Raw genomic sequence first — 21,427 nt, 5'->3', positions numbered from 1 at the left:
AACCTCAGCCGGCGGCGCCCACCGAGGTGCCCGCGATCAGCAGCAGCCCCATCTCCAGCGCGGCGACCAGCAGCACGGTGGGGAACGCCAACCGCGCGCCGCCGCCCCTCACTCCGAGCCACAGCAGTCCGGCGACGGCGGCGAGGGCGGCGGCGAGCAGGGCGGCCAGCGCCAGCAGCCGCAGCTCGCCCCCCAGCCGGGGCGCGGCGGCCAGCGCCAGCGCCGAGCCGAGCAGCGTCACCGCGGCGGCGACGCTGCTGCCCGCGGGCCCCAGCCGGTGCGGCAGTCCGCGCACGCCGACCCTGGCGTCGGCGGCCAGGTCGGGCAGCGTGTTGACGAAGTGCGCCGCGCAACCGAGCAACGCCCCCGAGACGACCAGCCACACCGGGGGCGCCGGAGCTCCCGGCAGTGCGAAGGTGACCACGCCCGGCAGCAGTCCGAACGAGACCAGGTAGGGGAGCACCGACCAGGCCGTGGCCTTCACCCCCAGGTCGTAGACCCAGGCCGAGAGCAGCGCCAGCAGATGGGCGACCGCGGCGGCGCGCCCGCAGAGCGCGGTGAGCGCCGTCGCCGACAGGGCCGAGCCGAGCACCATCGCGGCGACCGTCGCGCGGGCCAGTCTCCCCTGCGCCACCGGCTTCCCGGCCCGCCCGGCCCGCGCGTCCCTGGCGGCGTCGACCAGGTCGTTGAGCCAGCCCACGGAGAGCTGCCCGGTCAGCACCGCGAGGGTGACCAGTGCGCCGGAGGCCGCCGAGTGCCCCACGCTGACGGCCAGACAGCCCGTCCACACGGTGACCACCACCACCGGAACGGGGTGCGCCGCCCTCACCCAGGCGCGCGTCACGGACATCGCCCGCCGTCCGCTGCGTTCCGTCCCCCACTGGTCGTCGCGGCCACCGTGCCTGTCCGTGCGCACCCGCATCGCCTCGCCTCTTCCCTGTCTCTCGGTCTTCGGAGCTCGTGCCCGGGGTGTCCGTCCGGGGCGTTCGTCCGGGGCCCGGCGCGCCGCGCGTCGGGCCCGGGTCGTCCCGCGTGGTTGTCCCGAAGTTGTCCCGCATGGTTGTCCCGAACGGGGTGACGCGTCGGACGTTCCGGACGTTCCGCCCCGGACGAGTGTCGGGCCATTCACCCGTGGTGAGGTAGGGCGCGCGCGGAGCGACGTGCGCCCCTTGGTCGCCCCCGGGCACCGGAGCCGAGGGGCGGACTAGGCTGGGCGCGCCGGTGCGCCCCCGGGGGGTCACGGTCGGGACGGGGGAGGAGCCATGGCGTACCGCGCGGTGCCGGAACACTATCTGGACGGCTATGCCGAGATTCTGGCCGAAGTGGCGACGACGGGCCGCCGGTTGACCAGGGGCGAGGTGCACGAGCTGCGGGAGCTGGGGGAGCGGGCGGCGCGTGAGGGGCTGGGGCTCCGCCAGGTGATCCGCGCCCATCTCGCGGCGGCCCGCACGGCGTGGCCCGACCTGCCGGGGGCGAGTGACGCCTCGGGCGTGCGCCGGGTGCGCTCGGCCGCCGCCTGTGTGCTGGCCGCGGCCGAACAGGCCGTGGACGCGTTGGCCGAGGGATACGAGCGCGCCCAGCTGGTGGCCGTGCGCCGGGACGAGGCGGCGCGCCGCGAGTTCATCGACGACCTGCTGCACGGGCGCAGCGATCTGGCCGACCTGTCGGCGCGCGCCGAACGCTTCGGGCTCCAACTCGCCCACACCCACACCGTCGCGGTCGCCAGGGGCGATCAGCCGCACGACGACACCGACCCGTTGACCCGCCGGGTCGAGACCGCGCTGACCACCCGCTTCGGTCCGCGTCGGGTGCTGCTGACCACCAAGGACGCGCGGCTGGTCTGCGTCGCTCCCGGCCACCAGCCGGACGTGGTCGAGTACTTCGCCGAGCAGGCCAGGGTGGCGCTGGCCATGGAGGGGACCACCGAGCACGGCTGCCGCGTCGCCATCGGCCGCGCGCACTCGGGGCCGGGCGGGGTGGTGCAGTCGTACGAGGAGGCGTTGAGCGCGCTGGAGCTGGCCGACCGGCTCCAGCTGGAGCCCGTCGTGCTGCGCGCCTCAGAACTGCTGGTCTTCCCGGTGCTGACCCGGGACCGGTACGCCATGGCCGATCTGGTGCGCACCGTGCTGGGGCCGTTGCGCGGGGCGCGCGGCGGCGCGGGCGAGCTGGTCCGCACCCTGAACGCCTACTTCGACTCCGGCTGCGTCTCCGCCGAGGCGGCCCGTCGACTGTCGCTCAGCGTGCGCGCGTTCACCTATCGGCTGGAGCGGATAGAGAAGCTCACCGGCGTCGACCCCTCCGACTCCTTCCAGCGCTACACCCTCCAGACGGCGGTGATCGGCGCGCGGCTCCTCGGCTGGCCGGAGCAGGAGCTGTGACGTCCGCGCGCCGCCTTCCCTGAGCCGGGCCGTGTGCCCCGGCGCCGGCCGAGCCCGGGCGTCCGGATGCCCCGGCGGCCACGGCCGGTCGGCGGCGCCCTCCCGACCCCGGCGGACGGGAGCCGCTCAACTCCCGTCCGCTCAGGCGCGCTCGACGCGGCCCCGCCCCGGCCACGCGCCGGCGTTCGGCCCCCACCGATCGCCGCCGCCGTCGGACGCCCGCGTCACTCGGACCCCACCCGAGCCCGGGGACGGGGACCTGCCCCCGTCCGCCCCTCCCGGCCCGCGTCCGGTCACGCCGGGCGTCCGACCCGGCCGGGCCGGCCCCCTCGCGGGGCCGCGCCCATCCCCCCTCGCCGCCCACCCCCTGGGCGGCACCAGCGGCGGGCCCGGCCCGGCCCCCCGGCGCGCGCCGGACCCGCCCGCGGCGACGGCGGGTGCGGCCCCCCGGACACGACGTCGCCGTCGCACACCCTGCCGGGAGACCCCGCCGTGGTCGGTTTCTGACGCCGTCATGCCGACATCAGGCAACCATCCTCGGGAGCGTCGCTCCCGTGACCACCGCTTTCTGCTGGTGACTTGATGATGACACTTCGAAGGCGACTTTTTCATTGCCAGAATCCGGCAATCTTAACGCTTCTTTAATGCCAGTCCGCCGAAACGGAGGCGGGCTCCGGGTGGGTTTGCCCCGGGTGTCCGCTCGGCGACGTCCCGTCGACGGCGCCGAGGGGGCGGGGAGCCGCCCCTTCGACGAAAGGCGGAAGGGGGCGCCCGGCGGGCGAAGGGGGCTCGGGGCGGGCGGCGGGCTCACTCCTCCCCGAGGCGGGACAGGATCGTCGCCAGCTCCCGTTCGACCCGCTCCAGCTCCGCCGCGTGCGCGGGCAGCGCGCGGCGCAACTCCCGGTGCGTGCGCGCACCCTCGCGCGCCAGTCGCCCGGCCTCCGCCCGTTGGCCGAGGCCGGCGCAGCCGGGCAGCAGCGCGCCCCGGAAGCGGCGCCGCTCCCTGGCGAACGGCAGCGGCTCCTCGTCCGCGACCGGCCAGCGGTGTCGCTCCCTGGCCAGCACGGCGGGGTGATCCGCCGTCAGCCCGGCCATCAGCAGCCGGGAGGAGGCGGCGCCGACGATCCGCTCCGCCGCGCCCACCGGCGGCTCCCGCTCGGGCGCCAGGCGGGGGAGCGGCTCGGGGGCGACGGCCAGCGTCGCGGCGACGGCCTCCGGCGCGCCACCGCTCGGGTCCGCCAGGTGCGCGGCCGCCAGCCCGGCTCGGGCGTGCAGGCTGGCGAACCTCGGTGCCCTGGCGCGCGCCATCAGCGGAACCCCCTCGCGGGTGAGGGCACCCAGCGCGAAGAGCGCCGCGTCCCCCTCGGCGCCGCGCGGCCGGCCGTCGTCCGCCTCGGAGCGGCGCAGCAGGGTGCGGTAGAGCAGCAGCGCGTTGGCCCCCCGCTGGTAGGCGAGCCCCGCGCGGGCGGCCTTCCCGCGTGCGGCGAGGTCGCGGGCGCGCTGCCACGCGTCGACGCCCTCCCGGAGGTGGCGGGTGATGTCGCGCGCCATCAGGCCCTCGCCGGGGGACGCGCCGCCGCGGCGGTAGGGGCAACGGCGTCTTCGGGCTGCTCCGCCCTCCGCCGCGCGCACGGGGCTGTCTTGTTCACTGGGCCTGCCCTTCCGCCGCACGGGGCCTGCGGCACGTGTCTCGTTCTCGCGTGGCTGTGATCAGGAATGCTCGCCCCTTCTCCGGCGGGACGCACGGCCGCCTCGGGCTCCGCGCGGTCCGGGCGCCCGAGGCGCCGCCGCCCGGTCCTCGGCGGTCGGGTCGCGGAACGCCTGGGCGAACCGGTCCGGCGAAGGGCGAGGAACGCGGCCGGGCGTCGTCGCCCCTGACGCCCGACCAGGTCCACCTCTTCGCCCGGAACGGGCCGAGGGCCGAAGACCCGGCAGCCGTCGCGTTCCCGGTGGTCTGGCCACCGACGCGGGAGGCCCGCGCGGTGACACGTGGGTGTGGCGTCACGTCCGTCCCCGTGCGGTGGAGGTCGGTCGTCCGTCGAGGAGAGCGGGGGAGCCGACGATCGGGCGCCGAAGTAGGCACGCCAAGATGGCGAGATGACGGACAGGCCGGGCGGTTCGCCGCCATCCGGGGCTGGTTGTCCGCCAACATGATCAGTTGGCGCGCCAGGAAGGCGAGTTGAGGTGCTACTCCTCGTCTGCTGGGGAAAGCCTAGCCCTCCGGGGAGGGGCCGCGTGGGCTTTTCGCGAAATCCACCCGTCGGATGTCGCCGTCCGTGGCTCAGCGCGGCCGAGCCACCAGGGCGAAACGGTGACAGCCCACCTCCAGCGGTCGGCCCGCGCGCATCTCCCGGTGGAGCGCCCGCAACGCGGTGTCGTACCTCTCGACGTCGAAGTCCGGCACGTGCCAGGGGGTGATCCGCAGAAAGAGCACCAGCGCGCCGATGTCCGCCAGCGCCTCGGCCACCCGGGTCTCCGCCCGCCACTCGACGCTCCAACCGGCCTCGGTCAGCTCCTCGACCGCCGAGTCGAGACAGAAGTCGCGGTACGTGTGCGGGGGAGAACCGAGCGCCGCGTTGACCTCCTCCAGGTCCCGGCCGCCCACCTGCTGGGTGACCAGCACCCCGTCGTCGGTCATGACGCGGCGCAGCTCGTCCGGGTCGTAGGAGTTGTGCCGGCTGAGCACCAGGTCGAAGGACGAGTCGGCGAACGGCAGCGCGTCGTCGCCCTCCGGGACGGCGACCTCGACGCCCAGTGGCGCGAGTCGTCGCCTGGCCACCGGCACGTTCGGCGGGTACTCCTCCGTCGCCGCCGTTCGCGCGGGCAGCGGCGCCAGCGAGGAGAGGAACTCGCCGCCGCCCGTGCCGAGGTCGAGCAGCGAACGGGCCGCGGACAGCCGTTCGCCCACCAACTCCCGGTAGCTCCACGGAAGCCGGCTCTCCGGCTCCGGCAGGCGCCCCTGCCAGGGGCCGAAGTCCCACCCCTCGAACGGTGCGGTCAACCCCTCGGCGACCAGCTCCGCGTACCCGTCGTCGTCCCGTCCGCACTCCTCGCCCATCGCGCCATTGTGGCGCACGGGGTGTCCCCGACGGCAGCGGGTTACCGGGCGCCGGACGTGCCCGAGGACCGCGTCGGGAACCCGCCAGGGCACGCTCGCCGTGCACCTCCGGTCCGCCGGCCCTAGCGTCGGAGGTATGCCGGAGCTGGCGGACGTCGAGGCGTATCGGCGGGTACTGGACGACTGCGCGACCGGGCGGCGGATCACCGGGGTCCGGGTGACCGACGCCGGGGTGCTGCGCGGCGGGCTGACCGCCGGGCGGCTGCGGAGGAGCCTGCGGGACGCCCGGGTGAAGCCGCCGGAGCGGCACGGGAAATGGCTGATCATGCACACCGGCGGGCCGGCCGTGCTCTTCCACTTCGGGATGACCGGCCGGCTGCTGTGCGTCGATCCCGAGGAGCCGACCGCCCCCCACGACCGGGTGCTGCTCGGGCTGGACGACGGCGGGCAGCTGCGCTTCCGGGACCAGCGCAAGCTGAAGGGGCTGTGGCTGGCCCCCGATCCCGGCGCGGTCGACCGGCTCCTGGCCGACCAGGGGCCGGACGCGCTCTCCCTGACGCGCCAGCAGCTGGACGAGGCGCTGGACGGACGCCCGCGCCAACTGAAGGCGACCCTGCTGGACCAGTCCCGAGTCGCCGGGCTGGGGAACCTCCTCACCGACGAGATCCTCTGGCACGCCCGCATCCATCCCGCCCTCCGCACCGACCGGCTCGACCGCGGGCAACACGGCCGGCTCAGCCGGTCGTTGCGCCAGGTGTTGCGCGTCTCGGTGGAGGCCGGGCGGGTGCCGCCGCGCCGCTCCTGGCTGACCGGCCGCCGCGACGAGCCCTCCGGCGCCTGCCCTCGGTGCGGCACCACGCTCTCCCACGGCCGGGTCGCCGGCCGGGGCACCGTCTGGTGCCCGCGCGACCAGCCGGCCGAGCGGCCCTGACCCGCCGCGGGGCGGCTGGGCCATTGGGGTAGCGGCCGGTGGCACCCCGCGTGTGCCGGGCGCCACCACCCGGGGCCGCTGCCTACTGTCCGGACGGAGAACGCCGCGCTGACCGCAGGCGCCGGGGCTCACCCGCCGCACGAAGGAGACTCCCGCATGACCGACGACTTCGTCCTCGACGTGACCCGGATCCGCGACGAGGCCAGGGCGCGGATGGAGGCAGGGCCGGTCACCGACACCTACGGGCTCAACCACGACCGGGTCATCGGGGTGCTCAACGACGTGGTCGCCACCGAGGTCGTGTGCTGGCTGCGCTACACCCGCCACGCCATCGCCGCCACCGGCATCGACCGCGCCCAGGTGTCGGCCGAGTTCACCGAGCACGCGAAGGAGGAGCTGGACCACGCGCTGCGCGCCGCCGAACGCATCTCCCAGCTCGGTGGCGACCCGGACTTCGACCCGCAGACGCTGGCCCAGCGCGCCACCACCGACTACACCACGCCCAAGGACGGCGACCTGAAGGGGATGCTCAAGGACAACCTGCTGGCCGAGCGCATCGTGATCTCCACCTACCAGGAGATCATCCGCTGGCTCGGCAACGACGACCCCACCACCAGGCGGCTCCTGGAGTCGATCCTGGAGGAGGAGGAAGAGCACGCCGACGACCTCGTCGACCTCCTCGGCATCTAGCGACCCGGGGCGCGGGCCTCGGAGGGGGACGCGCGGCGAGGCGGCCCGCGTCCCCCTCCCCCCGCCGACCGCCGTCACGGCAACCGCTCCTTCGACTGCCCCGGCACCGGCCGGAACTGGGCGGCCTGGAGGTCGTGGAGCGCCCGGTAGTGACCGTCCTCGTCGGCCAGCAGCTCCTCCGGGGTCCCGGACTCCACCAGACGCCCCCGGTGCAGTACGTGCACCACGTCCGCGTGGCGGACGGACGCCATCCGGTGGGTGATCAGCACGATCGTCCGTCCCCGGTCGGCAAGCGACCTGATCTGCGCGAACACCCGCGCCTCGGCCCTGGCGTCCAGCGCCGCCGTCGGCTCGTCCACCACCAGCAGCGGCGCGTCCCGGTAGTGCGCCCTGGCGATGCCCAGGCGCTGCCACTGCCCGCCGGAGAGCTGGTGCCCGCCGCGGAAGGTGCGCGAGAGCAGGGTCTCCCAGCCCCGCGGAAGCTCGGACAGCAGATCGCCCAGCCCGGCGTGCGCCGCCGACGCGGCCAGCAGTGCCTCGTCCACCGGCCGGTCGGTGCGCGAGATCACCGTGTTGACCCGGGCGGTCATCGGCCACCGGAAGTGGTCCTGGTGGACGATCGCGCAGTGGCCGAAGATCTCCCGGCGGTCCAGCTCCCGCACGTCCACGCCGTTCCACCGGACCGTGCCGGCGCCGGGGAGATAGAGCCCGCACAGCAGCTTGGCCAGGGTGCTCTTGCCCGAGCCGTTCTCCCCGACGAGCGCCACCACCGCGCCGCGGTCGGCCGGCAGGGTCAGCGAGATGTCGCGCAGCACCGGCTCGCCGGCGCTGCCGCCCGGATAGCTGAAGGAGACACCGTCGAACTCGACGGCGCGCACCGGGCTCGGCAGCGGGGCTCCGCCCCGGGGGATCCGGTGCTGCTCCGACTCGGCGATCAGCCGGTCGAGGTCGCCCACGTACAGGGACTCCTCGTGGAGGTAGTTGATCTGACGGATCAGTCCGTCCAGGTTGGCGGTGCCGCTCCGGATGGCCAGCACGGCGGTGCCCGCCGCCGCCAGGGCCATGGAGCCGGTCCACAGCAGCCCGGCCAGCAGCAGATAGGTGGCCAGCGCCGCCACGCCCGCGCAGAACGCGGCCAACAGGTCGGTGCGCGCCGCGAGACGGGCCAGCCGCGCCTGCTCGGCCTCCTGGCTCGCGGACATGCCGCGGAAGTGCCGCAGGATGAACGGGCCGACCCCGTGCACCCTGACCTCGGCCGCCGCGTCCGTGTCCGTCATCAGCCGGGCGAGCATCCCCGCGCCCCTGCTGTGCTGTACCCAGCGGTGGAAGCTGCGGTACCGGCGACGCGCGACCGTCAGGGTGGCCAGGGCGCGCGGCAGCACGATGACCAGCAGCATCGGGAGCAGCGTCCAGTGCAGCGTCGTGAGCACGGCGCCGGCCGCCGCCAGGGAGAGCAGCGCCGCGATCACCGAGACGGCGTGGCGGATCATGCTGCGCGCGGACGAGGCGCCGTACTGCGCGGACTCCAGCAGCCGGTGGAAGTCCTCGTCCTCCATGGCGGCCATCTCCACCTCGTAGGCCCGCTCCAGGTAGCGCTCCCTCGCCAGGCGCTCCACCTTGGGCTCCAGCGGGCCGATGGCCAGCGTGGAGAGCGCGGTGCACAGCGCGCCGAGCGCGGCGACGGCGCCGAGCAGCGCCGCCACCGGCACGGCGTCCCGCAGCCGGTCCGTCATCTCGCCGCCGGCCAGCAGCGTGGCCAGCAGCCAGTTGACGCCGAGCAGGCCGAGCGCCTGACTGATCCCGCTCACCACCTCCGCGACGGCGACGCACGCGGTGGCGCGCCGGTCCGCCTGCCAGGCGAGCGCGACCGCGCGCCCGACGAGCCTCGGCATCCCGAGGATCATCGTGCGCAGGTCGAGCTGGTAGCGCGAGCCCTCGTGCTGGCTCCAGGAGGTGTCGTAGACCAGCTGACCGCCGAACAGCTCGCGTTCGGAAGCCGACACCTCGACCTCGGGACCGTGCTCGGCGGCGTGGCGGGCGGCTGGACGGCGTGGGCGGCGCGGAAGGAGACGGGGGAACGGACGCATGGCATCGCCTCTCTCGGACGGACCGATCGTCACTCTCGGTGATGTGCGGCCACCCTAGAGTCGAGGTCTGACACTCGTCCCCCGAGAATGCGCCGTGCGCCGGGAACCGTTGGCCGGTTCTCGACCGTCCCGTTCGCGAGCTCCGCCGGCCGACGCGCCGCCCCCGAAGGGGTCGCCCCGCGCGCGGCGGGCGGGACCGTGGCGGCCGGGTGTTCCGCCCGGTCCGCATCAAGCCAACTGTTCGCCGGCGCGAAGTCCTTGACCGCGCGCCCCGGGCGCGCCTCGGTCCCCTCGGCGTCAGCCGCCCGCGCGCCCCACGGGGTCGGCTTCGGTCACCGCCGCCATGTCCCGGACCAGCCGGGGCAGCAGCCGGGCCAGCTCGCGGCGGTCGGCGGCCGGCCAGTCGGCCGTCGCCTCCGCCAGCACCTGTCGGCGGAAGGCGCTGACGCCCGTCAGCGTCCGGCGCCCCTCGGACGTCAGCGCCACCGGCGACCGGCGCGCGTCGCGCGGGTCCGCGCCCCGGCGCAGCACTCCCGCCGCGACGGCCTGGCTCACCAGCCGGCTGGCGCGCGGCTGGTCGACCCCCAGCAGCGGGGCGAGCTCGCCGACCGTGGGCCCCGCCCCGTGCCCGGTCGCGGCGGCCACCGTGTCCAGCAGCTCGAACACCGCGTTCGGCAGGTCGGGGCGGCGGCCGGGCGGCGCGTTCCGCCGGCGGCCGAGCCGCGCCAGCGCGCGGCGTGAGCGGGCGCGGGAGAGCGCGAGCATCGCGCCCTCGATCGCCACCAACTCCCGTTCTCCCGCGCCTTCCTCCGCACCGCCCCGCTCCGGAGCCATCGCCACGTCCCGTCCCTTCCGTCCCGTCGTGACCCGCCGGTCGCCTCATCCGTCACGCCGGCGCGCAAACGGTGGAGAGGATACCCGTTCCATGTGTTCTTACATGTAAGGTGACATGCACCGGGGGTTCGGGAAACGGAGGGGAAGCGTGGAGAAGGAAAGGCCGATCGGCTACTGGCTCAAACACCTGCACAACCTGCTGGAGGACCAGCTGGAGACCACCCTCGCCGACCACTCGGTGAGCCGACGGCACTGGCAGGTGCTCAACTCGTTGGCCCGGGAGCCGCACGACGAGGCGGCGTTGCGCACCGCGCTGGCCCCCTTCTGGGAGGAGGGCGCGCCCACGCTCGAAGCGTCGCTCGGCGAGCTGACCGGGCGCGGGTGGATCACGCAGACGCGCGGGGGCGGACCGTTCGCGCTGACGGAGCAGGGGCGCGCGGTCCACGGCGCGTTGACGCGGCAGGTCCAGCGCACCCGCGCGCAGGTGCTGACCGGCGTCAGCCCCGACCAATACACGGACGTGGTCCGCACCCTCGCGGCCATGGCCAGGAACGTCGAGCAGGCGCTGACCGAGGGGCGCCCCGAGCCGGTCTGAACGGCCGCCCCGAGCGGACGTTCACCCGCCGGAGGGGGCGACGCGCCCCGGGCGAGGCGCGGTCGTCCTTCCTCCGCGACGCGACGGGCGCGCCGGCCGAGCACCGAGCCGTCCCGCGCTCAACACCCGTTGCATCAACCGGGCACCCGCTCACACGACCGGTCACCCCGCCCGCCCCACCTGCGATGCTGGGGGACATGACTGTCAACGACACCGGCAACGGGGCCGACCTGCTCGACCAACCCCCGCTCACCTACGGCCAGATCCTGCGCCTCGACCAACTGCTCCAGGTGGCGAGGGTCGACGAGGACGACGTGGACCGCACCCTGTTCCTCGCGACGCACCAGTCGTGCGAGATATGGTTCGCGATCATGCTGCGCCATCTGGAGGAGGCCGGGCGGGCGTTGCGCGACGGGGACGGCGAGGCGGCGCTGCGCCGGATCGCCCCGCTGCCGACGGCGATGCGCGTGCTCAGCGACCAGTTCGACGCCCTGGCCACGATGGCCCCCGAGGCGTTCGGCCGGATCCGGGTGGAGCTGGGGGACACCAGCGGCTTCCAGTCGGTGCAGTGGCGCGAGGTCGAGTTCCTGTGCGGGCTGCGCGACGAGCGCCTGCTGCGCACCCACGGCTTCACGGACGCCGACCGCGCCCGGCTGCGCGCCCGGTTGGAGGGGCCCTCGGTGGCCGACGCCTTCGACGCCTTCCGCGCGGGCGGCCGCCCGCCCGCGCTGGTGGAACGGGTGCGTGCCGCGCTGCTGACCTTCGACGAGTCGGCCGCGCTGTGGCGGGCGCGGCACGCCGCGCTGGCCGAGCGGTTCCTCGGCGGCGCGCCGGGGACGGCGGGTTCGGAGGGCGCCAACTACCTCTGGGGGGCCGCCAGGCGCCGGCTCTTCCCGGCCGCCTGGCCGCAGGACTGACGAGCCGGCCGCGGTTCCGCCGTCGGGACCGGTACCGGGCGGTGGTCGCTCCGCGGGGGACGCCCGGCCCTCGTGAGAGGCTGGGCCGTCAGCGTCCCACGCACCAGGAGCGATGTGTCCCTTCCCGCCCCCCACCCCGGTACCGCCCTCGACGACTGGCTGGCGCGGGCCACGGTGGCGCCCGAGATCACCGCGCTGCGCCCCGACTACCGCGCGCTGTTGATCGTCGCCGACGGGCTGCGGCCCGGCCCGAGCGACGAGGTCAGCGAGCGGCGGCTCGCCGCGGCCGAACGCGCCGTCACCGAGCGCTACGCGCACGGCTCGTACGAGGACGACCCCCATGTCGTCGCCTGGCACGAGGCGTTCCGCGCCGCCGGGATGAAGCCGCGGCGCACCCGCCCCAGCGCCGACGCCCTGCTGCGCCGCGTTCCCGCGGGGCTGCCCAGGATCAACCGGCTCACCGACCTCTACAACGCGGTCTCGATCGCCCACGCCGTTCCGGTCGGCGGTGAGGACCTCGACCACTACCGGGGCGCGCCCCGGCTCGAACGCGCCGCCGGCGACGAGGAGTTCGTGACCACGGCCGGCGGCGAGCCGGTGGTGGAGTCACCGGGTCCGGGGGAGCCGGTCTGGCGCGACGACCTCGGGGTCACCTGTCGCCGCTGGAACTGGCGGCAGTGCACCCGCACCCAGCTCACGCTGGCCACGACCCGCGCGTTCTTCGTGCTGGACGCGCTCGGCGCGATGGACGACGCGGCGCTGGCCGCCGCCGGGGACGCGCTGGTCGAGGCGGTGACGGAGGCGAGCCCCGGCGTTCGCACCGCGACCCGGCTGGTCGCCTGAGAGGAACGGCCACGGCGCCCCCTCGGGCGCCCGGCGCCGTCCACACATCCCATGTCGCTCAGGGGAGTTGCCCGCCCCGGGGCGCGGGATCGGTTCCGGTCGCCGGTCTTGTCGCCCAGGGGTGGGATGTCTAGCCTGTCCGGGCCCGGCACCGCGTTGTTCGCGTCGGCCCCAGGAGGCTCTTCATGCAGCAGGGGATCAACCGCAGGACGGTCATCAGGACGGCGGTGGGAGGCGCGGCGGCGCTCGGCGTCGCCGGGGTCTCCCCGGCCGCCGCCGCCCGGCCGCCCGCCGCCGCGCCGGAGCTGACGCTCTGGTACGACCGCCCGGCGGGCGACTGGGAGAGCGAGACGCTGCCGATCGGCAACGGCGCGATGGGCGCCACCGTCTACGGGACGGTCGCCCGCGAACGCCTCCCGTTCAACGAGAAGACCCTGTGGACCGGCGGTCCCGGCACACCCGGCTACGACTTCGGGAACTGGCGCGAGCCGAGGCCGGACGCCCTGCGGACCGTGCGGGACATCCTGGACGCCCAGGGCGGCGCCGACCCCGAGGAGGTCGTCGCCCTGCTCGGGCAGCCGAAGACCGGATACGGCGCCTACCAGACGTTCGGCGAGCTGACCCTGGACTTCCCCGGGACGCCCGAGCGCCCCGACGGCTACCGGCGCGAACTGAGCCTCGCCGAGGCCGTCGCCCGGGTGAGCTACCGCGTCGGGGAGGTGGCGCACGTGCGCGAGTACTTCGCCTCGCATCCCGCGCGGGTCATCGTGGGGCGGATCTCCGCCGACCGCGGCGGGAAGGTGGCGTTCACCCTCGGCTACGGGGGCCCGCACGAGGACACCGAGGCCACCGCGGTCGACGGACGGATCACCGTGCGGGGCGCGCTCGCCGACAACGGGCTCCGCTTCGAGGCGCAGGTCCAGGTGGTCACCGAGGGCGGGAGCCGCCGGGAGGAGGGCGGGACGGTGACCGTCGCCGACGCGGACGCCGCGTGGTTCGTGCTGGGCGCGGGCACCGACTACGCCGAACGCCACCCCGACTACCGGGGTGAGGACCCGCACGCCCCGGTCACCGCCGCCGTGGACGCCGCCGTGGCGCGCGGCCACGACGCGCTGCGCGCCGACCATCTTGCCGACCACCGGGCGCTCTTCGACCGGGTCGCGCTCGACCTCGGCGGCCGGATGCCGGCCGAGGTGCCCACCGACGCGCTGCTGGCGGCCTACGCGGGCAACGGCTCGGCGGCCGACCGCGCGCTGGAGACGCTGTACTTCGCCTACGGCCGCTACCTGCTGATCGCCTCCTCCCGCCCCGGCTCGCTGCCGGCCAACCTGCAGGGCGTCTGGAACGACTCCACCGCGCCGCCGTGGGGAGCGGACTACCACGTCAACATCAACCTCCAGATGAACTACTGGCCGGCGCACGTAACCCATCTCGCGGAGACCGTCGAGCCGCTCCACACGTTCGTCGACGCGCTGCGTGCCCCGGGCCGCGAGTCGGCGGCGCTGCTCTTCGGCGCGCGGGGCTGGGTGGTGGGCAACGAGACCAACCCGTACGGCTTCACCGGCGTGCACGACTGGGCGACCGCGTTCTGGTTCCCCGAGGCCGCCGCCTGGCTGACGCGGCACCTGTGGGACCACTACCGCTTCACCCGGGACGAGGACTTCCTCGCCGGCACGGCGTATCCGGTCCTGCGCGAGGTCAGCGCGTTCTGGCTGGACACCCTGCACACCGACCCGCGCGACGGGCTGCTGGTCGTCAGCCCCAGCTACTCGCCGGAGCACGGCGACTTCACCGCCGGCGCCTCGATGTCCCAGCAGATCGTCCGCGAGGTCCTCACCCACACCCTCGCCGCCGCCGAGACCCTGGACGCCGACCCCGAGTGGCGCGGTCGACTGGCCGCCACGCTGGAACGGTTGGACCCCGGGCTGCGGATCGGCTCCTGGGGGCAGCTCCAGGAGTGGAAGGCGGACCTGGACGACCCGGGGGACGACCACCGCCATGTCTCCCATCTCTACGCGCTGCACCCGTCCGACCAGATCGCGCCCGGCACGCCCGAGGCGGCGGCGGCCGAGGTGACGTTGCGGGCGCGGGGCGACGGCGGCACCGGCTGGAGCAAGGCGTGGAAGATCAACTTCTGGGCGCGGCTGCGCGACGGCGACCACGCGCACGTGATGCTGGCCCAGCAGCTGCGGGAGTCGACGCTGCCCAACCTGTGGGACACCCATCCGCCGTTCCAGATCGACGGCAACTTCGGCGCGACCGCCGGCATCGCGGAGATGCTGCTCCAGAGTCACCGCGACGAGGTCGAGCTGCTGCCGGCGCTGCCCGCCGCCTGGCCCGACGGCTCGGTCACGGGGCTGCGGGCCGCCGGTGACCTCACCGTCGACCTGGGCTGGGCCGACGGCCGGCCGGTCAGCGCGGTGCTGACGGCGGGACGGGACGGCGCCGTCCTGGTGCGCGGCGCGCTGGTCGCCGACGGGTGCCGCGTCACCGACTCGCTGGGCGGCGCCGGCGTGCTCGACGCCGACCGGGACGGCGTCGTCGAACTCCCGGCGCGCGCCGGCGTCTCCTACGTGCTGACGCCGCGCTGACCCGGGGCGCCGCCCGCCCGCGCATGGCCCGGCGTGCACCACCGCGCGTGCCGGTCGACGCGCGCCCCGGTTCGCGTGACGAGCTCCGGGGCGCGCGCCGGCGGTCAGCCCAGCACGGAGGCGGCCGGCAGCACGCACTCCACGCCCGACAGCGGCAGCGGCTCTCCCACCCGGGTCAGCTCGCCGCTCTCCGCGTCCCTGGCGAAGACGACGACCGTTCCCGCCGTCTGGTTGGCGACATACAGATGCCCGTCGCCCTCGCCCAGGCTGATGTGGCGGGGCGTCGCCCCGCCGCTGTCCACGTGCCCGACCAGCCGGGGCGCGGTCTCGTCGTCGCCTGCCACGGAGAAGACCGCGACGCTGTCGTCGCCCCGGTTGGAGGCGTAGACGAAGCGGCCGTCGGCCGTGACGACGACCTCCGCCCCGGTGTTCCCCGCCGGGTCGGCGCCCTCGGGCAGCAGCGAGACCACCGCGCCCGGCGTGAGCTCACCGGTCTCGGCGGCGTAGGAGCAGGCGGTGAGCGTCGAGTCCAACTCGCCCAGCACATAGGCCGTGCGGCCGTCCGGATGGAGCACCATGTGCCGGGGGCCCGAGCCCGGGGGCATCGGCGACCTGTGCTCCTCGGTCAGCTCGCCCCGTTCGGCGTCGAAGGCGTAGGCGTACACCGAGTCGTTGCCCAGGTCGACGGCGAGCAGCCGGGCGCCGCCCCGGTCGATGAGCACCATGTGCGCGTGCGGGCCCTCCTGCCGGTCCGGGTCGGGACCCGAGCCGGTGTGCTGGACGATTTGGGTCACCTCGCCGGGGGCGCCGTCCTCCCGCAGCGCGACGACGGCCACGGTGCCGTCGTTGTAGTTGGCGGAGAAGGCGTGGCCGCCGTCCGGGTGGACCGCCACATGGCAGGGGCCCGCGCCCAGCCCCCCGGCGGAGCCCAGCGTCCCCGTCACGGAGCCCTCCGCGTCGAGCGCGAACGCGTCGAGCCGGCCGCCCTCCTCGTCGATCACCGAGTACAGCGCCTCGGCGGAGGGGGAGAGGGCCAGGAAGGCGGAACGGCTGCCCGCCACCGTCGCGTCCAGCGTCAGCGCGCCCGTGGCGGGGTCGGCAGTGGCCACCCCGATCTCGGTGAGCGCCGAACCGAGATAGCAGCGCGCCGGATCGGCGCGCGGTACCGGCGCGGCCGGTGCCGCCGGGGTGGCGGTGGCGGCCGAGGCGGCCGAGGCGGCCGAGGCGGCGAACGGCAGGGCGCCGGCCGTGGCGGCGAAGAGCGTCAGCGCGGTGCGTCGGGTAACCGGTGGTGGGGGCATCGGTCAACTCCCTCGTCGTGGCGGATGGTGCGGAAGGTGCAGAGCACAGCATCCAGGCAACCACCGTACGGGGGAAGAGAGTTGACACTCGTCGCGCACACCGGGAACGCGGTCGGCTCAGCCGCCCGGCTCCCGGGTGCCGCCCTCCGGCTCCGCCTCCGTCCCGGTGAACGCGGCCACCAGCCGCCGCGCCGCCAGCGCCGCCGTCAGCGAACCGTCCCGCACCTCGGCCTCCACCAGCGGTGCCAGCTCACGCACCGCCGGATGCCGGTGCAGCCGGGAGAGCACCGCGTCCGTCACCATCGACCAGGTCCAGCGCACCAACTGGTCGTCGCGGCGCCGCTTCAGCCGACCCGACGCCTCCAGCACGCCGCGGTGGCGGCGCACCCGTTCCCACACCTCGTCCAGCCCGGCCTCCTCGCGCGCGCTGCACGTGAGCACCGGGGGCGTCCAGTCGGGGTCGACGGGCTGCATCATCCGCAGCGCGCCGCGCAGTTCGCGCGCCGCGCCGCGCGCCTCCCGCTCGTGCGGGCCGTCGGCCTTGTTGACGGCGATCACGTCGGCCAGCTCCAGCACGCCCTTCTTGATGCCCTGAAGCTGGTCCCCGGTCCTGGCCAGCGCCAGGACCAGGAAGGTGTCCACCATGTCGGCGACCGTGGTCTCCGACTGGCCGACGCCCACCGTCTCGATCAGCACCACGTCGTAGCCGGCCGCCTCCATCACCACCACGGCCTCCCGGGTGGCCTTGGCCACCCCGCCGAGGGTGCCGGCGCTGGGGGAGGGGCGCACGAACGCCCGCTCGTCGGTGGCCAGCCGCTCCATCCGGGTCTTGTCGCCGAGGATGGAGCCGCCGGTCCTGGTCGACGACGGGTCGACGGCCAGCACCGCGACCCGGTGCCCGGTGGAGGTCAGCAGCGAGCCGAACGCGTCGATGAACGTCGACTTGCCGACCCCTGGCACGCCGGTGATCCCGATCCGGTGCGAGCGCCCGGCGTGCGGCAGCAGCCCCAACAGCACCTCCTGCGCGCGCTGTTGGTGGTCGGGACGGCGGGACTCCAGCAGCGTGACGGTGCGGGCGATCCAGGCGCGCGAGCCCTCCCGCACCCCCCGGACGTAGTCGTCGGGCTCGGGCGGTGCCGGCGGGCTCACGACGGGCGACCCGTCGGCACGGACACGGGGGGAGCGTCGGTGAGGGCGGCCATGCGCGCATGGTAGATCATTCCGCCGCCCCCGCCCCGGGAACGCCCGCCTCCGGCCGCCCCGTTCCCGGCGCCTCCCCGCCACCGCCCCCCGGCGTCAGCAGCGACTCCAGCAGCGCCAGGGTCTCCTCCACGTCGACCGCGGGGTCCAGCAGCCACTGGGCCTGGAGCCCGTCCGAGGCGGCGATGACCAGTGCCGCCACGGACGCCGGCGACACGTCGCCCCGGATCTCCCCGCGCGCCTGCCCCGCGGCCACCCGCGCGGCGAGCGTCGCGCGCAGCCCGGCGAAGCGGGCGGCGAAGAACTCCCGCGACTCCTCGTGGTCGTCGTCCAACGCGTGGGCCAGCAGCGTCGAGTACAGCTGCACCAGCCCCGGCACCCGACGGTTGCGGCGGGCCGCGTGCGTCATCATCCCCACCGCCGAGCCGCCCGGCGCCTCCGGGTCCCGCTCGGAGGAACGTTCCTCGGCGTACCGGTAGACCTCGAGCAACAGCTCCTCGCGCGAGGAGAAGTAGTGCCGCAGCGCCGCGTGCGAGACGCCGAGCGCGTCGCCGATCGCGCGCAGCGAGGTGCCCTCGGAGCCGCGTTCGGCGAAGACCTCGATCGCCCGGTCCAGGATCTCCCTGCGCCGCTCGACGCCCTTGGCGTAAGGGCCGCGGCGCGGCGCTGGGTCGGCGGGCGCGGGGGGCTTCGTCATGCGGGGCACAGTAGTACCGGAAGGAGTCCCGGAACCAGTAAAACCTCCATCCGGAGGTTTTCAGTGCTAGCGTCGTCGCAGCGCCTCACCAGCGCGGTTGTCCGCACTGTTCGCCCCGGGAGTCACGGTGACCCCCGTTCACAGCGCCGCGCGCGGCGTCCGCACGACGGGGTGCGGGCCCGGGGCGCGGGCCCGCCGCGCGCCCCGCCCGCGACACCTCGGGAAAGGACCCCCGTGAACTCCCCTGCGCCCTACCGCGACCCCGCGTTGCCCGTCGCCGAGCGCGTCGCCGACCTGATCGGTCGGATGACCCTGCCGGAGAAGGTCGGGCAGATGCTCCAGCTGTCCGGCATGGAAGGCGTCGAGCACCTGGTGCGCGACCTGCACGTGGGCTCCATCCTGCACACCCCGCCGGAACGCGTCGTCGAGGCCAACGCGTTGGCCGCCGAGACCAGGCTCGGCATCCCGCTGCTGGTCGCCGAGGACTGCATCCACGGGCACTCGTTCTGGAAGGGCGCCACCATCTACCCCACCCAGCTGGGGATGGCGGCGAGTTGGGACCCGGCGCTGATCGAGCGGGTCGCGCGCGCGACCGCCGTGGAGACGGCGGCCACCGGCATCCACTGGACGTTCTCCCCCGTGCTCTGCATCACCCGTGACCTGCGCTGGGGCCGGGTCTCCGAGACCTTCGGCGAGGACCCGTTCCTGATCGGCGAGTTCGCCTCCGCGATGGTCCGCGGCTACCAGGGCGAGGGACTGACCGACCCCACCGCCATCCTGGCCACCGCCAAGCACTTCGCGGGCTACTCCGAGACCCAGGGCGGGCGGGACGCCAGCGAGGCCGACCTCAGCAGACGGAAGATGCGCTCCTGGTTCCTGCCGCCCTTCGAGCGGGTCGCGCGCGAGGGCTGCCGCACCTTCATGCTCGGCTACCAGTCCATCGACGGCGTGCCGATCACCATCAACGACTGGCTCCTCAACGAGGTGCTGCGCGGCGAGTGGGGCTACACCGGCACGCTCGTCACGGACTGGGACAACGTCGGGCGGATGGTGTGGGAGCAGTTGATCTGCGCCGACCACACCGAGGCGGCGGCCAAGGCGGTGCGTGCCGGGAACGACGTGGTGATGACCACCCCGCAGTTCTACGAGGGCGCGCTGCGCGCGGTGGCCGAGGGCACCCTGGCGGAGACGGACATCGACGCGGCCGTGCGCCGCATCCTCACCCTCAAGTTCGAGCTGGGGCTCTTCGAGGACCCGCGCCACCCCGACCCCGAGCGCCAGGCCGCCGTGATCGGCTCCGCCGCCCACGCCGAGCTGAACCTGGAGATCACCCGCCGGTCCCTGGTGCTGCTGCGCAACGACGGGACGCTGCCGCTGGACGGCGGCCTCACGGCCGACGCGGACGGCCGCGCCGTCGCCGCCGACGGCGCCGCGCCGCGCACCGTCGCGGTGATCGGGCCCAACGCCGACGACCCGCACACCCAGCTCGGCGACTGGGCCGGCGCCTCGGGCCAGACCGACTGGCTGATGCCCGACGGGCACCCGCGCGAGATGACCCAGACCGTGCTCGACGGCTTCCGCGCCGTGGCCCCCGAGAACTGGACCGTCACCCATGCCAGGGGCGCCGACATCCTGACCGTCGGGCGCGACCCCGAGGGCGCGTTCTTCCCCGACGGCCAGCCGCGCCCCGACGTGGTGCTGCCCGCCGAGCCCGACGAGGCGCTGATCGCCGAGGCGGTGGCCGCCGCCGAGGCGGCCGACCACGTGGTGGCCGTCGTCGGCGACCGGATCGAGCTGGTCGGCGAGAGCCGTTCCACCGCCACGCTCGAACTGGTCGGCGGCCAGGTCGCGTTGCTCGACGCGCTGGCCGCCACCGGCAAGCCGCTGGTGGTGGTGCTGCTCAGCTCCAAGCCGCTGGTGCTGCCGCCCTCGGCGCTGAACGCCGCCGCCGTGGTCTACGCGGCCAACCCGGGGATGCGCGGGGGGCGGGCGCTGGCCGAGATGCTGCTGGGGCTCGTCGAGCCCAGCGGCCGGCTGCCCGTCTCGTTCGCCCGGCACGTGGGCCAGCAGCCCACCTACTACAACCAGTTGCGCGGGCAGCACGGCACGCGTTACGCCGACCTCACCCAGAGCCCGGCGTTCGCCTTCGGCGAGGGGCTGAGCTACACCACCGTCGAATACCGGGACCTGGAGGTGCTCACCCCGGTCCTGGAGGCCGAGGACACCGTGCGGGCCCGGGTGACCCTGACCAACACCGGTGACCGGCCGGCCCTGGAGACCGTGCAGCTGTATGTGAGCGACACGGTGACCTCGGTGACCTGGGCGGCCAAGGAGCTGAAGGGGTACCGCCAACTCCGCCTGGCGCCCGGCGAGTCGACCACCGTCGCGCTCGAACTCCCGGCCGCCGACTGCACCCTGGTCGACGCGGCGGGCAACCGGGTGGTGGAGCCGGGGGCGTTCGAGCTGCTGGTCGGTCCCTCCTCCCGCGACGAGGCGCTGCTGCGCGCCGGCTTCACGATCAAGGGCTGAACGCGGCGCCCACGCCCCGCCCGGGGCGTGGGCGCTCAGCGGGCGCCGGACAGCAGGCCGCCGATCACCCGGCGCATGGTCCGTTCGAACAGCTCCTCCGTGGTCTCCCGCGGGCTCACGTCGGCGTCCTCGGCGAGCGCGGCGGCGAGGTGCGGATGGTCTCCCGCGGTGGCGGCGCGGACCAGGTAGCCCGCCCGTGCCGCCCGCCGGTCATCGCCCCCGTCGCCGTCCCGTGGCTCCGCCCGCGCGAACTGTGCGACCAGGGCGTTCATCAGCGCCACGACCTCCGCTTTGGCGCGCCCCGGCAGCCGCACGTCCGCCATCGCCCGCATCGCGTACTCCAGGTAGTCCAGCCCTCTGGGTCCCAGCCTGAGCGGTTCCGGCGGGACGTCGGAGAGCCAGGGGTGGCGCAGATAGACGGCCCTCGTCCTGACCGCCAGGGCCGTGAGGTCGGCGACGGGGTCGCCGTCGAGCGGGGCGTCGAGGTCGATCTCGCCCGTCACCGCGTCCGTCATCAGGTCGAGCAGGTCCTCGCGGCCGGCCACATAGCGGTAGAGGGACGCCTGGCCGGTGCCCAGTGCCGTGGCCAGCCGGCGCGTCGACAGCGAGGCGAGGCCGTCCCGGTCCGCGAGCGTGACGGCGACGGCGGCCAGCTCGGTCCTGCTGTGCACGGCGGCGGGTCCCCGCGTGCCGCGCTCGGGCCGTTCCCAGACGACCACGTGTTCCTCGTCCACCACTCCACCCGTCGCTCGGTTCCTCCACAGCATCGCCTACCC

The 21,427-nt window shown here is 75.1% G+C and carries 17 protein-coding genes; 8 read left to right on the top strand and 9 right to left on the bottom strand.

Annotated elements, in window-relative coordinates:
• Positions 1-4 precede the first annotated feature (4 nt).
• A complete protein-coding gene (locus CRP51_RS10505) occupies positions 5-916 on the bottom strand; it encodes a UbiA family prenyltransferase (RefSeq protein WP_212615884.1) in 912 nt (303 codons plus the stop codon).
• A 346-nt stretch (positions 917-1,262) separates the two neighbouring features.
• Between CRP51_RS10505 and CRP51_RS10500 the strand changes: the two genes are divergently transcribed.
• A complete protein-coding gene (locus tag CRP51_RS10500) occupies positions 1,263-2,378 on the top strand; it encodes a PucR family transcriptional regulator (protein WP_097230808.1) in 1,116 nt (371 codons plus the stop codon).
• 807 nt (positions 2,379-3,185) lie between these two features.
• On the opposite strand, the gene CRP51_RS10495 is transcribed toward CRP51_RS10500, so the two are convergent.
• Together CRP51_RS10495 and CRP51_RS10490 are read right to left on the bottom strand one after the other, a co-directional pair.
• Positions 3,186-3,929, bottom strand: coding sequence for a hypothetical protein (locus CRP51_RS10495; protein ID WP_097230807.1), 744 nt, complete (start codon positions 3,927-3,929; stop codon positions 3,186-3,188).
• 730 nt (positions 3,930-4,659) lie between these two features.
• On the bottom strand, positions 4,660-5,436 hold the full coding sequence (locus CRP51_RS10490) for a class I SAM-dependent methyltransferase (RefSeq protein ID WP_097230806.1): 777 nt from the start codon (positions 5,434-5,436) through the stop codon (positions 4,660-4,662).
• Between the two features lie 136 nt (positions 5,437-5,572).
• Here CRP51_RS10490 and CRP51_RS10485 point away from each other — a divergent pair, with 136 nt between their 5' ends.
• Together CRP51_RS10485 and CRP51_RS10480 are read left to right on the top strand one after the other, a co-directional pair.
• Positions 5,573-6,367: an Fpg/Nei family DNA glycosylase gene (locus tag CRP51_RS10485; RefSeq protein ID WP_097230805.1), complete on the top strand. Its 795-nt coding sequence runs from the start codon at positions 5,573-5,575 to the stop codon at positions 6,365-6,367.
• 156 nt (positions 6,368-6,523) lie between these two features.
• Positions 6,524-7,057, top strand: a complete 534-nt coding sequence (locus CRP51_RS10480) for a ferritin-like domain-containing protein (RefSeq protein ID WP_097230804.1) — start codon at positions 6,524-6,526, stop codon at positions 7,055-7,057.
• A 74-nt stretch (positions 7,058-7,131) separates the two neighbouring features.
• On the opposite strand, the gene CRP51_RS10475 is transcribed toward CRP51_RS10480, so the two are convergent.
• Positions 7,132-9,060 carry an ABC transporter ATP-binding protein gene (locus CRP51_RS10475; RefSeq protein ID WP_245880497.1) on the bottom strand — a complete coding sequence of 643 codons (1,929 nt, stop codon included), beginning with the start codon at positions 9,058-9,060 and terminating at the stop codon, positions 7,132-7,134.
• A gap of 381 nt (positions 9,061-9,441) precedes the next feature.
• Positions 9,442-9,978 carry a MarR family winged helix-turn-helix transcriptional regulator gene (locus CRP51_RS10470; RefSeq protein ID WP_097230904.1) on the bottom strand — a complete coding sequence of 179 codons (537 nt, stop codon included), beginning with the start codon at positions 9,976-9,978 and terminating at the stop codon, positions 9,442-9,444.
• Positions 9,979-10,126: 148 nt separating this feature from the next.
• Between CRP51_RS10470 and CRP51_RS10465 the strand changes: the two genes are divergently transcribed.
• The 4 genes from CRP51_RS10465 to CRP51_RS10450 all read left to right on the top strand — a co-directional run bounded on the left by CRP51_RS10465 (position 10,127) and on the right by CRP51_RS10450 (position 14,924).
• Complete coding sequence (locus tag CRP51_RS10465; RefSeq protein WP_212615883.1) at positions 10,127-10,573, top strand: MarR family winged helix-turn-helix transcriptional regulator; 447 nt, start codon at positions 10,127-10,129, stop codon at positions 10,571-10,573.
• A gap of 197 nt (positions 10,574-10,770) precedes the next feature.
• Positions 10,771-11,490, top strand: coding sequence for a tryptophan 2,3-dioxygenase family protein (locus CRP51_RS10460; protein WP_170970506.1), 720 nt, complete (start codon positions 10,771-10,773; stop codon positions 11,488-11,490).
• 114 nt (positions 11,491-11,604) lie between these two features.
• Entirely contained in the window at positions 11,605-12,333 is a 729-nt protein-coding gene (locus CRP51_RS10455) for a B3/B4 domain-containing protein (protein ID WP_097230800.1), read from the top strand.
• A gap of 185 nt (positions 12,334-12,518) precedes the next feature.
• A complete protein-coding gene (locus tag CRP51_RS10450) occupies positions 12,519-14,924 on the top strand; it encodes a glycoside hydrolase family 95 protein (RefSeq protein ID WP_097230799.1) in 2,406 nt (801 codons plus the stop codon).
• Positions 14,925-15,028: 104 nt separating this feature from the next.
• On the opposite strand, the gene CRP51_RS10445 is transcribed toward CRP51_RS10450, so the two are convergent.
• The 3 genes from CRP51_RS10445 to CRP51_RS10435 form a co-directional block, all read right to left on the bottom strand.
• Entirely contained in the window at positions 15,029-16,225 is a 1,197-nt protein-coding gene (locus CRP51_RS10445; protein WP_097230798.1) for a lactonase family protein, read from the bottom strand.
• Positions 16,226-16,342: 117 nt separating this feature from the next.
• Entirely contained in the window at positions 16,343-17,374 is a 1,032-nt protein-coding gene (gene meaB, locus CRP51_RS10440; RefSeq protein ID WP_097230797.1) for a methylmalonyl Co-A mutase-associated GTPase MeaB, read from the bottom strand.
• Positions 17,375-17,441: 67 nt separating this feature from the next.
• Positions 17,442-18,122: a TetR/AcrR family transcriptional regulator gene (locus CRP51_RS10435; RefSeq protein WP_097230796.1), complete on the bottom strand. Its 681-nt coding sequence runs from the start codon at positions 18,120-18,122 to the stop codon at positions 17,442-17,444.
• Positions 18,123-18,356: 234 nt separating this feature from the next.
• On the opposite strand from CRP51_RS10435, the gene CRP51_RS10430 reads away from it, so the two are divergent.
• Complete coding sequence (locus tag CRP51_RS10430; protein WP_097230795.1) at positions 18,357-20,651, top strand: exo-beta-d-1,3/1,6-glucosidase; 2,295 nt, start codon at positions 18,357-18,359, stop codon at positions 20,649-20,651.
• 35 nt (positions 20,652-20,686) lie between these two features.
• Here CRP51_RS10430 and CRP51_RS10425 read toward each other — a convergent pair whose 3' ends face one another.
• Positions 20,687-21,418 carry a TetR/AcrR family transcriptional regulator gene (locus tag CRP51_RS10425; RefSeq protein ID WP_097230794.1) on the bottom strand — a complete coding sequence of 244 codons (732 nt, stop codon included), beginning with the start codon at positions 21,416-21,418 and terminating at the stop codon, positions 20,687-20,689.
• Positions 21,419-21,427 lie beyond the last annotated feature (9 nt).

The organism is Streptomyces zhaozhouensis, from assembly GCF_900230195.1.
GTDB lineage: Bacteria > Actinomycetota > Actinomycetes > Streptomycetales > Streptomycetaceae > Streptomyces > Streptomyces zhaozhouensis.
The sequence above is the reverse complement of the archived record's forward strand: the minus strand, read 5'-3'. Positions and strand labels throughout refer to the sequence as shown.